General features: G+C 72.7%; 9 protein-coding genes. All 9 read right to left on the bottom strand.

All coding sequences use genetic code 11. From position 1 onward, the window contains the following. Nucleotides 1-33 precede the first annotated feature (33 nt). A complete protein-coding gene (locus ABD241_RS09775; protein ID WP_344061258.1) occupies nt 34-1,095 on the bottom strand; it encodes a threonine aldolase family protein in 1,062 nt (353 codons plus the stop codon). 51 nt (nt 1,096-1,146) lie between these two features. Further along, the gene (locus tag ABD241_RS09770) at nt 1,147-1,869 is read right to left on the bottom strand and encodes an SDR family NAD(P)-dependent oxidoreductase (protein ID WP_344061255.1); all 723 of its coding nucleotides are present in this window, start codon (nt 1,867-1,869) and stop codon (nt 1,147-1,149) included. Continuing rightward, nucleotides 1,866-3,218, bottom strand: coding sequence for a DUF6421 family protein (locus ABD241_RS09765; RefSeq protein ID WP_344063478.1), 1,353 nt, complete (start codon nt 3,216-3,218; stop codon nt 1,866-1,868). The genes ABD241_RS09770 and ABD241_RS09765 overlap by 4 nt, the downstream gene beginning before the upstream one ends. Nucleotides 3,219-3,996: 778 nt before the next feature. Further along, entirely contained in the window at nt 3,997-4,272 is a 276-nt protein-coding gene (locus tag ABD241_RS09760) for a WXG100 family type VII secretion target (RefSeq protein WP_142180562.1), read from the bottom strand. A gap of 73 nt (nt 4,273-4,345) precedes the next feature. After that, nucleotides 4,346-4,621 carry a WXG100 family type VII secretion target gene (locus ABD241_RS09755; protein ID WP_142180561.1) on the bottom strand — a complete coding sequence of 92 codons (276 nt, stop codon included), beginning with the start codon at nt 4,619-4,621 and terminating at the stop codon, nt 4,346-4,348. A 290-nt stretch (nt 4,622-4,911) separates the two neighbouring features. Continuing rightward, a complete protein-coding gene (locus ABD241_RS09750) occupies nt 4,912-9,309 on the bottom strand; it encodes a type VII secretion EssC family protein (protein WP_344061249.1) in 4,398 nt (1,465 codons plus the stop codon). Further along, nucleotides 9,306-11,957 (bottom strand): transglutaminaseTgpA domain-containing protein, encoded by a 2,652-nt coding sequence (locus ABD241_RS09745; RefSeq protein WP_344061246.1) that lies wholly within the window; start codon nt 11,955-11,957, stop codon nt 9,306-9,308. Before ABD241_RS09745 ends, ABD241_RS09750 begins: the two co-directional genes overlap by 4 nt. After that, complete coding sequence (locus ABD241_RS09740) at nt 11,954-13,435, bottom strand: DUF58 domain-containing protein (RefSeq protein WP_344061243.1); 1,482 nt, start codon at nt 13,433-13,435, stop codon at nt 11,954-11,956. Before ABD241_RS09740 ends, ABD241_RS09745 begins: the two co-directional genes overlap by 4 nt. A 46-nt stretch (nt 13,436-13,481) precedes the next feature. After that, a complete protein-coding gene (locus ABD241_RS09735) occupies nt 13,482-14,474 on the bottom strand; it encodes an AAA family ATPase (RefSeq protein ID WP_142180557.1) in 993 nt (330 codons plus the stop codon). Nucleotides 14,475-14,562: the final 88 nt, after the last annotated feature.

The following is a 14,562-nucleotide window of genomic DNA, read 5'->3' as shown; positions in this document are numbered from 1 at the left end:
ACACCCCCGTCATGCGGCGGGCGGGACAGCCGGTCAGGCGCCGAGCAGGCGGGTGAGCTCGGCGACGAAGGCGTCGACGTCGGCCTCGGTGGTGTCCCAGGAGCACATCCACCGCACCTCGCCGGTGGCCGGGTCCCAGTCGTAGAAGCGGAACTTCTCGCGCAGGGCGTTGGCGACGTCGCGGTCGAGCACCGCGAAGACGGCGTTGGCCTGGACCGGACGCTGGATCGTCACGCCGTCGAGCGCCTCGACCCCGGCAGCCAGGCGCGTCGCCATGGCGTTGGCGTGCGACGCGGACCGCAGCCACAGGTCCCCCTCGTAGAGCGCGACGAGCTGCGCCGACACGAAGCGCATCTTCGAGGCCAGCTGCATCGAGAGCTTGCGCACGTGCACCAGGCCCAGCGTCGGGTCGGCGGCGAGCTCGGGGTTCACGACGACGACGGCCTCGGCCGCGAGGGCGCCGTTCTTCGTCCCGCCGAGGCTGACGACGTCGACGCCGGCCTCGCTCGTGAAGGCGGACAGGTCGGTGCCGAGGGTGGCCGCCGCGTTGGAGATACGGGCGCCGTCGAGGTGGACCCGCATGCCGAGCGAGTGGGCGTGGTCGGCGACGGCCCTGACCTCGTCCGGCGTGTAGCAGGTGCCGAGCTCGGTCGTCTGGGTGATCGAGACGACGAGCGGCTGGGCGCGGTGCTCGTCACCGAAGCCCCAGGCCTGCCGGTCGACGAGCTCGGGCGTCAGCTTGCCGTCGGGCGTCGGGACGGTGAGCAGCTTGATGCTGCCCATCCGCTCGGGAGCGCCACCCTCGTCGGTGTTGATGTGGGCGCTCTCGGCACACACCACGGCCCCCCAGCGCGGCAGTAGCGCCTGCAACGCCACGACGTTGGCGCCCGTCCCGTTGAAGACGGGCCAGGTCACAGCACCCTCGCCGACATGGCCGGCCACGACCTCCTGCAGCCGCGCGGTGTAGGCGTCCTCGCCGTAGGCGATCTCGTGGCCGCCGTTGGCGTCGGAGAGCGCATCGAGCACCTCGGGGTGCAGGCCGGCGTAGTTGTCGGACGCGAAACCGCGCCGGTCGCGGTCGTGCAGGGTCGTCACGGAGTCCTCACTCGGGTGGGTGGTCGGGCGCCGAGCGGGTGCGCGGCGGCGTCAGGCAGGGTCGGGCACGTCGTACAGCGGGACGCTCGTGCCGTTGAGGGCCGCGGCGTCGGCATCGAGCAGCCCGACCAGCCAGGCGGCGATCCGGGCGGGGCTCGTGGCCGTGCGACCGGACCCGATCCACTTCACCACACCGACCGCCGCCGCCGAACCCGGGGTGGCCTCGGCCGAGCCGAACGAGTCGGCCAGCGCCTCCACCCACGTCTGCGCCGCCGCCTTGGCGCTGGCGTACGCCGCGTTGCCGGCCGTCGGGGCCGCCGCACCTGCGGCGCCGATGATCGCCACCCGGCCTCGCCCCGAGGCGATCAGGTCGTCGTGGAGGGCGAGGGTGGTGTGGCGCAGCGTGTCGACGAGGTTGCCGGAGAGCCAGCGCCAGTCGTCGTCCGTCGACTCGGTGAACGCCTTGCCACCGCGCCAGCCACCGACGAGGTGGAAGAGCGCGTCGACGCCACCGTGCGCGGACACGACGTCCCGGGCCAGCACGCGTACGGCCTCGGCGTCGAGCAGGTCGCAGACCCGGGTGTCGAGCACCCCGTTACCCGAGCCGGGCAGCTCGTCCCGGAGCGTCGCCAGCGTGGCCTCGTCACGTCCGACCGCGACGACGCGCTCACCGCGGGCCAGCAGGGCCGCGCACGTGGCGCGGCCCGTCGCCCCGGTGGCTCCGGTGACGACGACGACACGCGGGGCGCTCGCTCCGGCGCCGTCCGTGCTCACGCGCTGGCCCCGGTGATGCCGGCCGTCGACTCGATGACGTCCTTCATCTTCTTGGACAGGGCTTCGTAGAACATCGACAGGGGGAACTCGTCGGGCAGCACCGCGTCGGTCAGGCCCTTCGGCGGGCCGTCGAGCGGCAGCGCGCCGAGGTCACCGTCGCGGTGGCGCGCCCAGGCCGACATCGGGTGCGGCGTGAGCACCGAGGCGACGAGGTCGTAGGCGGCCAGCCAGTGCGACACCTTCGGCCGGTCGATCGACCGCCAGTAGAGGTCCTCGACGGCACGGCCGAGCTCGAGCACCGGCTCGGCGACCCGGTCCCACTCGATCGTGAGCCGGTTGTCGGTCCAGTGCAGCACGCCCTTCTGGTGCAGCCACGCGAAGAGCAGCTGGCCGCCCAGGCCGTCGTAGTTGCGGGTGCGGTCGCCCGTGATGGCGAAGCGGAAGATGCGGTCGAAGAGGACGGCATACTGCACGAACCGGGCGTACGGGTGGCCCTCACCCTCGAGCTCGACCGCCTCGCGGAAGGCCGTGAGGTCGCAGCGCAGCTCCTCGAGCGAGTAGAGGAAATACGGCATCCGCTGCTTGATCATGAACGGGTCGAACGGCAGGTCACCGTGCATGTGCGTGCGGTCGTGGATCAGGTCCCACATGACGAAGGCGCGCTCGGCGAGCTGCTGGTCGGCGAGCAGGCGCGCGGCGTCCGGCGGCAGCGAGAGCCGGGTGACCGACGCCGCCTCGGTGACGACGCGGCGGAAGCGGGCGGCCTCGCGGTCGGCGAAGATGCCGCCCCACGTGAACGTCGGGATCTCGCGCATCGCGACCGTCTCGGGGAAGAGCACGGCCGAGTTCGTGTCGTAGCCGGCCGTGAAGTCGAGGAAGCGGATCGGCAGGAAGAGCTTGTTGGAGTAGTCGCCGGCCTCGAGCTCGGCGACGAAGTCAGGCCAGATGACCTCGAGCAGGACGGCCTCGACCTGGCGGGCCGGGTTGCCGTTCTGCGTGTACATCGGGAAGACGACGAGGTGGACCAGGCCGTCGGCGCGGTGCTGCGCCGGCTCGAACGCGACGAGCGAGTCGTAGAAGTCGGGCACGCCGAAGCCGCTGTCGGCCCAGCGGCCGAAGTCCTTGACGAGCGCCTCGAGGTAGTCGGCGTCGTGCGGCAGCGACGGGGCGAGCGCCTCGATGCCGGCGACGACGCGACCGACGTGGGCCGCCGCCGCCGCGAGGTCGGCCTCCTCGGGAACGGACCCGTCCTTGGCCTGCAGCGCCCGCAGGTCGGTGACGGCGGCCTTGAGGCCGAGCCACGCGTCGGAGGTGACGAGCGGGTGGGCCGGGGTCTCGGCGTGCCGCACCGGGCGCGGGGCGACGAACGAGACGGCGTTGTGCACGAGCTCGAAGAAGGACGGCTCCCCACCGGGTGAGGCCGGCTCGACGGCGAGTACCACGGCGCGACCGGACTCGGTCGTGCTCGCGGCAGTAGTGGTGGCAACAACGGGTGCACCGCCGGCGGCGACGACGGGTCGGGCCGGGGCCTCGACGGCCAGGGCGCCGGTCGCCCGCAGGGCGCCCAGGTCGACGCGGGCGAGCAGGTCCTCGCCGATCTCGGTGTCGCGCTCGACGCGTACGGCAGCCTCGAGGCGCGCGGCCGACCCATCGGTGGCGGCGCCTTCGCGCGCGGTCACCCCGGCAAGCCCCGCCGCGGGGGCGCCGAGGACGACGACGCCACGGCCGGCGGCGAGCGCATCGTGCACCCGGTCGTCGCCGACGTGCGCGGCCTCGATGACGAGGACGTCGGCGGCTGCTACAGAGGTGGGGACGCAGCCACGCCGGCTCAGGGCGGTGACGAGGTCGGGGCGCTCGGCCACGACGGAGACGAGGGGGAACAGGCTCATGAGGGGCTCCTGCCTGGAGAAACTTCCGTACGTGCACATCAGTTACGAAGAATCTACGGGCTGGGGGCGGCTGAACGCCAATTCGTTGCGCTCGGGGGTGAGGAGACACACTTTTCTGCGGTGACGGAGAAACTGCACCAAGGCCCCAGGCATGCCGAAAGGGTGGTCGCTCTCCCCTGTCGGAGCGACCACCCTTCGGGTGGGTCCCGCCGAGCCGAGGCTCAGGCGGTCACCGGTCTCAGCGCGACGACGTCTGCTTCTGCGACTCGGCGTTGGCCTTGCACTTGCGGCCCATCGCGTCGAGCTTCTCGCCGGCGGCCGTCACGACCTGGCGCTGGCCGTGCCAGTCGCTCTGGAACTGGTCGGCGTCGGTGCCGCCCCAGTTGCCCTTGATCTGCGAGACGGCGCTGTTGACGGCCTCGACGATGCCGTCGAGCTCGCCCTTGTAGCCGACGAGCTTGTCACCGGACGCGGACACCGCGTCCGCGTTCATGCCCTTCTTGTAAACAGCCATGTCAGTTCCCCTTCGAAAGTCTGCGTGAGTGGACGGGTCGGATGTCGGTCGCGGGATGCGGTCGGTCAGTCGGTCAGTACTGCGAGGAGGTGCTGCGCTGCTGCGCGACCTCGCGGTCGATCGTCGACTTCATCTCCGTGAGCAGCTTCTGCGCCTTCTGCAGCTCCGGGCGGTGCGTGCCGGTCCACTCCTGCTCGAACTGCTTGGAGTCGTCGCCCTGCCAGTTCTGCTTGAGGGACTCGACCTCCGAGTCGACCTTCGTGATGAGCTTCTGGATGGCCTCAGCCTGCTGCTGCAGCACGTTGCCCTGGGCGTTGACCTCGTCGTCGTTCATGCCGAGCCAAGTCATGTCCTTCTCCTTTGCCTGTGTTCCCCCGACAGATTCGGGAAGCTCTTCTTCTCCGGACCACCCGTTGCAGGCCCGCTCATGTCACTCCTCGACGTCCGGCTCGGGGCGTTCGTCCCGTACGCGGCTTGTGTCGACAGAAGGAAACGTATGGGACCCCCGCCGGGGTGTCGATGGGGAGCGCTCCCCATGACCTGTCCACGGCCTGCTCGCGCAGCCGGCCACCGACGCCGTATGCCGCCGGGTCGCCCGAGCGGCCCTGTGCCGCAGTGGTTTCGGCGCAGTCGCGCACCTCACGGCAGGGCCACCTGGAGCAGCTCGAACCGGCCCTTCTCGACGAGGAAGCCCCGGCCCGGGGGCAGCTCTGCCCGGTTGAGGGCGGGGAGGTTGGCCTTGAAGACGGACAGCCCCTCGTTGCCGTCCGGGTGCAGCGCCAGGCCCGAGCGGGACGTCTTGAGCAGCGCCTGCAGGCCGAAGTTGCTGCTGAAGAAGGCCGCCTCGCCCTCGGCGACGACGAGCTGGTCGTCGTCGACGCACGCCTTGGCGAGCGCGGTGAGCGCGTTCTCGGCGCCCGAGGTGGCGAGGTCGTCGACACGCTCGACGAAGACCGCCACGGGCCTGCTGGTGCGTCCCTGCTCGAGGTCGGCCGTCAGGCGCGCCGCGAGCTTGGTCGTCGCCTCGCCGCCGACCGCGGTCTCGGCCCAGATGCCGAGGTCGAGCAGCTCGGAGGAGCGTCGTGGCGTCATGAGGTAGAGCGCCGTGCCCGAGCTGAACCGGAAGAGCGCGGCTGCGGTGGCTGCCAGGGCCGTCGTGCGCCCCGACCCGGAGGGCCCGGTGATGACGAACGTGCCCTTGGGGTCGAAGCCGTGCGGCTCCAGCGTCGAGGAGGCGACGCCGAGCACCGGCCGTCCGCGGGACTCCGAGGGCAGCTCCCCGAGGGGGATGACCTCGGCCAGGCTCTCGATGGGCGGGGCCTGGCTCACGCCGGCCTTGCGGGTGGCATCGGCGAAGGCCTCGATCGCGGCCGCCTGCACCGTGACGTCGGAGGAGCCGCCGAGGACCGCGACCTGCACCTCCGAGCCGGCCATCAGTCCCCGCCCGGCCGGGGAGGCCATCGTCAGGACGTCGGCCGGCACGCCGAAGACGGAGTAGTCGTCGGCGTTGCTCATGCGCAGGATGATCCGGCCCTGGACTGCGGCGGCGAGGTTGGTCGGCAGGCCGGTGCGCTGGTCGGAGGCGATGACGAAGTGGACGCCGACCGGTCGCCCGTCGGCCGCGAGCCCGGCCAGCAGGTCGAGCCACTGGAACCGGCCGCCGACCTCGTAGGCCTGCCGGAAGGCGGTCATGTTGTCGATGAGGACGATGACGCGTGGCTCGTCGGGCCGGCCCGCGAGGCGCCGGTAGTCGGTGATGGTCGCTGCGCTGACGGCGGAGTAGCGGGTGGCGCGCTCGTCGATCGTCGCGCGCAGGGTGCGCAGCAGACGGGTGACGCGCTCGTGGTCGCCGCCGGGCACGATGGAGCCGACGTGCGGCAGGGCCTCGAGCATGGCGAGCCCCCTGTTGCCGAAGTCGAGCCCGTAGACGTGGCAGGGCCCGCCGCGGACGGTGTAGCCGGCCGCGACGGCCATCGAGCGCAGGAAGACGGACTTGCCCGAGCCGGACGTGCCGTAGATCGCGATGTTGCCCTCCTTGTCGGGGCGGAAGGCGATCTCCGGCTGGGCCTGCCGGTCGGGGTCGTCGGCCACCCCGAAGACGAGCTCGTCGTCGCGGCGCTGGGTCGGCAGGGTCGCGAGGTCGTAGACGGGGCGCAGCTCGGGCAGCCACGGCTTGCGCGGCCTGGGCAGCTGCGCCACCTTGGCGGCCCGTCCGAGGGTCGCGACGAGCCGCTGGATGTCGGTGGGGCCGAGGTCGACGACGTCGTCGGCGACGTCGGACTGCGGCGGCTCCCACTCGAGGCCCCGGCCGAAGGTCAGCGTCTCGACCTTCATGTCGGGTGGTGGCGGGACGTCGGAGGTCCACCCGCCGGCATACCCGGTCTGGAAGGGGACGAGCCGGCCCGGGCCCGTCTTGGAGACGGCGCGACCCGGGAGGGCGGGGTCGAAGAAGGCGGCCTCCTTCGAGCCGAGCACGTCGTCGGAGTCGTTCTCGTCGGCCATCCGCAGGGCCATGCGCAGGTTCGTGTTGGCGCGCAGGTTGTCCTTGATGACGCCCGCCGGGCGCTGCGTGGCGAGGATGAGGTGCAGCCCGAGCGAGCGGCCGCGCTGGGCGACGTTGACGACGCCGTCGACGAACTCGGGCACCTCCTGGACGAGCGCCGCGAACTCGTCGACGACGATGATGAGCGACGGCGGGGTCTCGACCTCCCCGCGGCGCTCGAGCTCGAGCAGGTCCTTGGCCTTGTGCCGCGCGAGCAGCCGCTCGCGGTGGTGCAGCTCGGCCGCCAGCGAGGCGAGCGCCCGGCGCACGAGGTGGGGTGAGAGGTCGGTGACGAGGCCGACGGTGTGCGGGAGCTTGACGCAGTCGCGGAACGCCGAGCCGCCCTTGTAGTCCACGAGCAGGAAGGTGACGCGCTGCGGGGAGTGCGCCGCGGCCATGCCGAGGATCCAGGCCTGGAGCAGCTCGGACTTGCCGGCGCCGGTGGTGCCGCCGACGAGGGCGTGCGGCCCGTCGGAGCGGATGTCGACCGAGTAGGTGCCCTGGCTCGACTGGCCGACGACGGCGCGCAGGTTGCCGGGACGCCTCGGCAGCACGGCCGGCGCGTACGGGCCGGTGAGGATCGAGCGGGACTCGCCCCACTTCTCGATGACCGCCTGCTCGGAGCTGGCGAGGTCGGTCCCGGTCAGGGTCAGCAGCGACACCGACCGCGGGAGGTCGCTCGCGTCGTCGACGGGGACGCCGGCGTCGACGACCGGGGCGAGCTGGCGGGCGCAGGCGAGCGCCTCGTCGTAGGCGACCCGGTCGACCGCGACGGGCTGGACCTCCTCACCGGCCTGGACGTAGCCGGCGCGGGAGGACTCGTCTCCCTCGACGACGAGGAAGGTGTGGCATGCCGCGGGCAGCAGCTGCTGGCTCTCGGCGACCCAGACGACGACGACGCCCTTGCCGTGGCCGCGCTCGGCGATGGCGACGAGCCGGCTGCGGTCGATCGGGGCGTCGCTCTCGACGAGGACGAGGACCGTCGGCCGTTCGGTGGCCGTCTCCGCGGCCGACGCCGAGGCGGGGGCCTCGACGAGGTCCTCGAGGGCATCGGCGAGGGCCGAGCACCCGGGCGCGCTGGCCGCGAGGTGGTCGACCCCGATGGGGCTGTGCGGCGAGGAGGTGTGCGGGAGCCACTTGAGGAAGTCCCAGTCGCGGGCGGAGCTGCCGGAGGCGAAGGAGCAGACGGCGAGCTCGGCCGGCGAGTGCAGCGCCGCGGCCTGCACGACGAGCGACCGGGCCGCGCCGAGCGCGTTGGCGCGCGGGCCGGCGACGCCGATGGCGCCGTCGGCGAGGGGCGTGGCCACGACGGGGACGTCGTGGACGACCTCGAGGCCGCCCAGCTCCTCGGAGACGGCATACCAGGCCTCCGCCTTGGAGCGGCCGACCGCGGGCATCTTGATCGAGGAGCGCGACGGGCGGGTGCCGACGCCGAGGCGCAGCTCGCCGAAGCCCTGGCCGTCGCGGCGCCGGGTCCACAGCAGCGCGCTGCGGTCGCGGACGGCGGCCAGGCACGCGGCGCCGCTCGGGTGCTCGGCCCGCCGGGTCTCGCCCTCGACCTCGAGCGAGCCGCGGATGCGCTGCGAGAGCAGACCGAGGTCCTCGCGGAACTCCGCCATCGCCTGCGCGAAGTCCTTCTTCTGCTGGCGCCGGGCCTCGTAGTAGGTGCCTGCCATCATCACCGGCATCATCAGCATGAAGACGATGGAGAAGGGGCTCCTCGTGACGGCGAAGAGGACCGCGCCCATGAGCAGCGGCACCACCATCGCGACGACGGGCATGGGGTTGGTCTTCTGGCGCTCGGGCAGGTCCGGGACCTGGAACTCCTGCCCGGTGAAGAGCGGCGCGACCCGCGGGGAGCGGGAGAAGGCCACGGTGCCCGCGTCGCCCGAGAGGACGCCGCTGCCTGGGCGGGTGACGACGCCGTCGCCGTGCAGGTGCACCTCGAGCTCGGTGTCGCCGAGCCGCACGACGTCGCCGCTCTTGAGGTGCGCCCGGGTCACCTGCTGGCCCCCGGCGGTGATGCCGTTGGCCGAGCCGAGGTCGACGACCTCGACGACCTCCTGGATGACGAGCTTGGCGTGCTTGCGCGACACCGACTGGTCCGAGAGCTGCACCTCGCAGCCGCGTCCCCGGCCGACGTATGCCGTCCCGCGGGCCAGCGGGACCTCGCGGCCCGCGTCGGGGCCGGAGCGGATGTAGGCGACCGCGGCGGGACGGCCGCGGTCGACGAAGCCCTCGCCGGCCCGGGTCACCGACACCCGCATACCCGACTGCAGGCCGCTCTCGGCGACGGTGGCGCGCGGGTCGAGCCCGCGCATCTCCTGGTCGACCAGGGCGAGCGTCATCGCCTGGCCGACCCCGAGGGCGCTGGAGCGGTGCGGGTCGGCCGCGGCGAGGTAGCCGGCGAGGTCACCGACCGTGGTGGCCGAGTCCGTCGTCGCGACGAGGTCGGTCTCCCGGTCCCCGGACCGGAGGACGAACTTCAGCTTCACGAGTCACCCTTCGCGCGTGTGGTGGTGGCCTTGGGCTTCGAACGGCGGGTTGGCTTCTGCGGCTGGCCCTGGCGGCGGGAGGTGCGTGCTCGGGCGGGGCCGAGGCCGGCGCCGGACGGCAGCTTGTCGCGGAAGGTCGCCAGTGACACGTCGCCGCGCAGCTTCTGCCAGAAGCTCTGGTGTCCACGCAGTCGCCTGCGGGCGGTCTCGACGTCGGCCCAGAACGCCTCGACCTCCTCGGCCGTCGGCTCGGCCAGGTCGAAGACGTGCCCGTTGGCGCGTTTGGCGAGGGGCACGAGTTCAAGACCAGGCGCAGGTCGAGTGGGCACTTCGGCCGCCTCCGCGGACGTCGCACCGTTGTGGACAACTGGGCCGAAGTGCCCACTCGACGTGGTGAACGCACCCGATACGGGGACCGGGGCGCCCATGAGTGCGCCGTCGACGACGGGGCTCGGCTTCACGGGCGGCGGCCCGTAGACGTGCTCCTCCAGGGCACGCGCCTGCTCGAGGCGGGTGCCCTTGGTGGGAAGCGGCATCCGCAGGTCGCGCGCGGTGTCGACGACCTCGCGCCAGCCCCCGCTCACCCGGCTCGCGGTCGCCCCGGTGGTGCGCCGGCGGCGGCGCCGCAGTCCCTTCGCAAGGCGGATCGAGCCGTAGACGGCGAGGAGCACGAGCAGCGGCACGACGACGTAGAAGAGCAGGAAGCGCAGCCAGTCCGGCCACGTCGACGGGTCGAGCGGGTTCTTCTCGTCCTTGGACGGCGTCTTGAGCTGGGTCGCGTTCTGCGCCTGGTCGGGACCCTGCAGCACGCTCGGCGGGTTGTTGGCCGCCGGCGGCGGCACCTGCGCGCCGGTCTTCTTCTCCTCGGACTTGGTGATCAGCTGCTGCGGCTTCCTGTTGCGCTCGGGCAGGAACTGCTTCCAGTAGATCGGCTGCCACGAGCCGTCGGCGCGGGCGACCTCGACCCAGGCGTGGACGTCCTTGCCCTTGATCGCGCCGCTCTGCTCGGGCTCGGCGCCGAGGACGACGCGGGCGGGCACCCCGAGGCGGTTGGCCGCGAGCGCCAGCGCGGACGCGTACTGCTCGTCGTTGCCCGCGAGCTGCGGCGACTTCATGAACTGCGTCATGCGGCGCAGGCTGTGCCCCGGCAGGAAGATGTTCTGGTAGTCGCCGGGCGCGCCGCCGTCGGTGTAGGCGCCGTCCTGCATGGCCTTGGCGACGGCGACGACCTGCTGCCACGTGCCGTCGACCCGCTCGGTCCACGGCGTGATCTTGTCGTCGACGAAGGCGAGGTTCTGGCCGTCGACGAGCGTGCCCTCGGCGACGTCGACCTCCTTGGGCAGGGCGGCGTCGACCTTCTGGGCGAACGCACTGACCGTGTAGGTGTCGCCGGCCTGGAGCTTCTCGGGGAGCACGCCGGTGTCGGTGTCGACGTTGAAGCGAAGGTCGTCGGCGAGCTGCGACCCCCGGGAGCCGCCGAAGTCGAGGCCCGTGACCGTGCCGAAGGTCGGCAGCCAGACGTCGCTGTAGCCGCCGGCCGGGACGCTGACCGTCGCGGTCACCGGGTCGCCGGGGCCGTCGGCGGCGATGTGGCTGCCGACCTTGCGGAAGGCCGCGCCATCGGCCTCGGGGCCGGTCCCCTTGTTGGCGACGTTGCCGGCGCCCCACACGAAGCTGTCGTAGGAGTCGAGGGCGGCGATCCGCACAGGCACCCCCGCAGGCAGCCCCTTGACCGTGAGCAGCGTCTTGTCGAAGAGCTGTGCACCGTTGGGCTCGGTGTACTGGCGGAAGCCGGCCAGCGGCGAGGGGTACTGCGCGACGTCGGCCGGGGGCACGAGTGCCGACCGGAAGACGGTGCGGTCCGCGTCGTCCGCGCCCGGCAGCAGCGGTCCGAGGAGGAAGCCGCCGACGGTGGCCACCGCGAGGAGCGCTGCGGTCGTGACGGCGCGAGTCGTGCGGCCGGCGCCGTTCTGCAAGGCGGGGCGGTGGCGGTTGCTGCGCAGCGCCGTCCAGCCGATCGCCACGAGGGCGAAGAGGGCTCCCTGCAGCAGCACCGCGGCGGGGGTCAGCGTGCCGAGGACGATGGAGGCGACGAGCAGGAGCACCGGGGCGACGAGCGCGACGACGGCACCGGTCCAGCGGCGAGCCACCCCGTAGGCCGTGGCCGCGCCGACCAGGGTGAACAGGAACGGCAGGGCCATGTAGGGCCCCTCGGAGTCGACCGGCGGCAGGGCCGTCAGCAGCTCCTTCCAGCCGGGGACCGCCATGTGCGCGAGGGTGCCGAAGGTGCTGCCCGAGGGCAGGAACCCGGCGATGAGGTCCTCGCGCGTGGCCACCGGGCCGCCGAGGAGCAGGTATGCCGCCGCCACCGCGAGCAGCGTGACGACCCCGGGTGCGCGGTAGGTCGCCGTCACGTGCGCGACGACCAGGCCGAGCACGAGTCCCGCAAGGCCGACCCAGAGCCAGCCGAGGCCGAAGAAGGTCGTGCGGAAACCCACGAGGGCCAGTCCCACGAGGACCGCGCAGGACGCGGCGTCGACGAGGTCCGCCGTCGTGGGGGGCAGGCGGACCAGCTGCCCGCGCAGGCGCTCGCGCGCGGACGGGGGCGTCACGAGGGCGGACGGTGGAGGGGCGGGGATCGAGCTCATCGGGCGACCCCTGACACGAGGAGCGGGCGGAGGTCCTCGAGCCGGGCGAGGGTGAGGATGGTCAGACCCCCGCCGCGGCGGATGCCGTGGTCGGCCTGCGGGTCGATGACGACGACGACGCGAGTCACCTCGGGCGGGAACTGCGCGGCCGCGCGCTGCAGCTCGACGAACGGCCGGTGCGGCCCGGTGACGAGGAAGCAGGTGCTCGTGTCGGGTGCGAGGTCCGCGGCCCCGAGCGAGGCGGCGAGCAGGTCGACGGGTCCCGGCTCGACCCGCGACATGGCGTCCAGGCCCACCTGCGGCACCGACTTGGTGACCTTGTGGCTGCCGCAGACGATGGTGCAGTCCTGCTCGTCGAGCATGACCCGGACCATGATCGAGCTTCCGACCGAGATCGCCGTCTCGACGTCGGCCTGGGTGGCGGTCGGCGCGTTGGCGGCCATGACGTCCCGCTCGACGTCGCGGTCCGCCCGGCCCGTGCGCCCGTGGCCGGAGCGGTACTGCTCCGGGTCGGGGTCGACGATGACCGTGACGTGCGAGCGGCGGGTGTCGAGGAACTGGCGCACGAGGAGCTTGCCGGCCTTGGCCGAGCTGCGCCAGTGGATGTAGCGGCGGTCGTCGCCCGGCTGGTACTCGCGCAGGGCGTGGAAGGCGAGGTCGCTCATCGAGACGTCCTCGGTGGTGCTGCCCTCGAGGTCGCGCAGCAGGCCGGCGCCGAGGGACTCGAGCGCGACGGTGCGCGGGTGGACGAACAGCTCGGTGCGCTCGGTCCACGTCAGCGTGCGCCGCATCAGGCCGAGCGGGTCGCCCTGGACGGTCGTCGCAGGCCCCACCTGGATGACGCCGCGGCGGGAGGTCGGGACGACGAAGAGCTCCTCGTGGGCCCTGCCCGGCGTCAGCGCCGGCAGCACGAAGCGGGCCGCCGAGAGGCCCACGGGCAGCTCGACGAGGATCGGCAGCATCGGCGTGCGCGCCTCGTTGGTGACGAGGATCCGTCCGGTGGCCGGCTCGCCCACCGTCACGCGCCGCGGGTCGACCTCGGCGAGGACGCGGACCTTCGTGCGGCCGAGCGCGAGCAGCAGGCAGATCGCGAAGAGGACCAGGGCCGCGGCCGCCACCATGAGCAGCTCGGTCCAGCCCCAACGGGCACCGACGAACCAGCAGACGACCCCGAGGGCCAGGATCGTCCAGCCCAGCGGCGAGACCCATCCCACGACGCGCGCGACCGGCCGCCAGACGCCCTCGGTCTGGCCGGCCACCTGTCCGATCGAGCGGGTGAGCGGCTGGGTGACCTGGCGGATGCCGCGGCTCGTCGTGCCCGCCACCGCACGGGCGCGGGCGCCCGACGCTGACGCCGACGGGCCGGTGGGTGAGCCCGCCACGGGCGCGCCGGCACCGGCGGGCGCTGCCGGGCGTGACGGCATACGGAAGCGGCCGCCGCGACGCGACGGCGCGACCTCCTGGTCCTGCTGGGTCATGCGGTCCCCTCGTGGTCCATCGATCGTGCGAGCCCTGCTGAGCGCGTCAGGCCGAGGCGCGCTCGGCCGGCGGGGCGATGTCGTCGAGGATCTGGTCGATGACCTGCTCGACCGTCGTGCCGGCGAACTGCGCCTCGGCGCCCAGCAGCAGGCGGTGGCTGAGGACCGGCTCGGCGAGCATCTTGATGTCGTCGGGCACGACGTAGGTGCGGCCCTGGCTCGCCGCCCACGTCTTGGCGCAGCGGACGTAGGCGAGGCAGCCACGCACCGACAGGCCGAGCTTGAGCGACGGGTGACGGCGCGACTCCTCCGCGATGCGGCTGACGTAGCCGAGGATGGCCGGGTCGACGTGCACCTCGTCGGCGAGCTTGCTCATCTCGACGATGACGTTGCTCGCGATCAGCGGGCTCAGCGTCTTGGCCCGGTCACGTGTCTTCGCGTCGGCGAGCACCGCGATGGTCGCCTCGTGGTCGGGGTAGCCGACGCTCGACTTCATGAGGAAGCGGTCCAGCTGCGCCTCGGGCAGGCGGTAGGTGCCGGCCTGCTCGATGGGGTTCTGGGTCGCGATGACCATGAACGGCTGACCCACCGAGTGCGGCTTGCCGTCGATCGTGACGCGGCCCTCCTCCATGACCTCGAGCAGCGCCGACTGGGTCTTCGGCGAGGCACGGTTGATCTCGTCGGCGAGCACGATGGTCGCGAAGATCGGGCCCGGGTGGAACTCGAAGGCCTGCTTGGTCGGCTCGTAGATCGTCACGCCGGTGACGTCGCTCGGCAGCAGGTCGGGCGTGAACTGGATGCGGCTGTGCGTGCCCTGCACCGTCGCCGAGAGGGCGCGGGCGAGCTGCGTCTTGCCGGTGCCGGGGAAGTCCTCGAGGAGCATGTGGCCCTCGGAGAGCAGGCAGGTGAGGGCGAGCCGCGTCACGTGCTGCTTGCCGAGGACGGCCTTCTCGATGTTGGCGACGAGCTGGTCGAAGGTGTGGGCGAACCACGTGACCTGCTCCTGCGTGATCCGACCGGTGGTGGGGGTGGCCGTCATGGGTGTCGTGCTCCTGTCGTGTCCATTGCGAAAGGCGTTCGTATGCCGGGGGCTCCGGCGACGTGCGGGGCGGGCCAGGTGCCCGCGT

The organism is Terrabacter lapilli, assembly GCF_039531305.1.
Lineage (GTDB): Bacteria > Actinomycetota > Actinomycetes > Actinomycetales > Dermatophilaceae > Terrabacter > Terrabacter lapilli.
The sequence above is the reverse complement of the archived record's forward strand: the minus strand, read 5'-3'. Positions and strand labels throughout refer to the sequence as shown.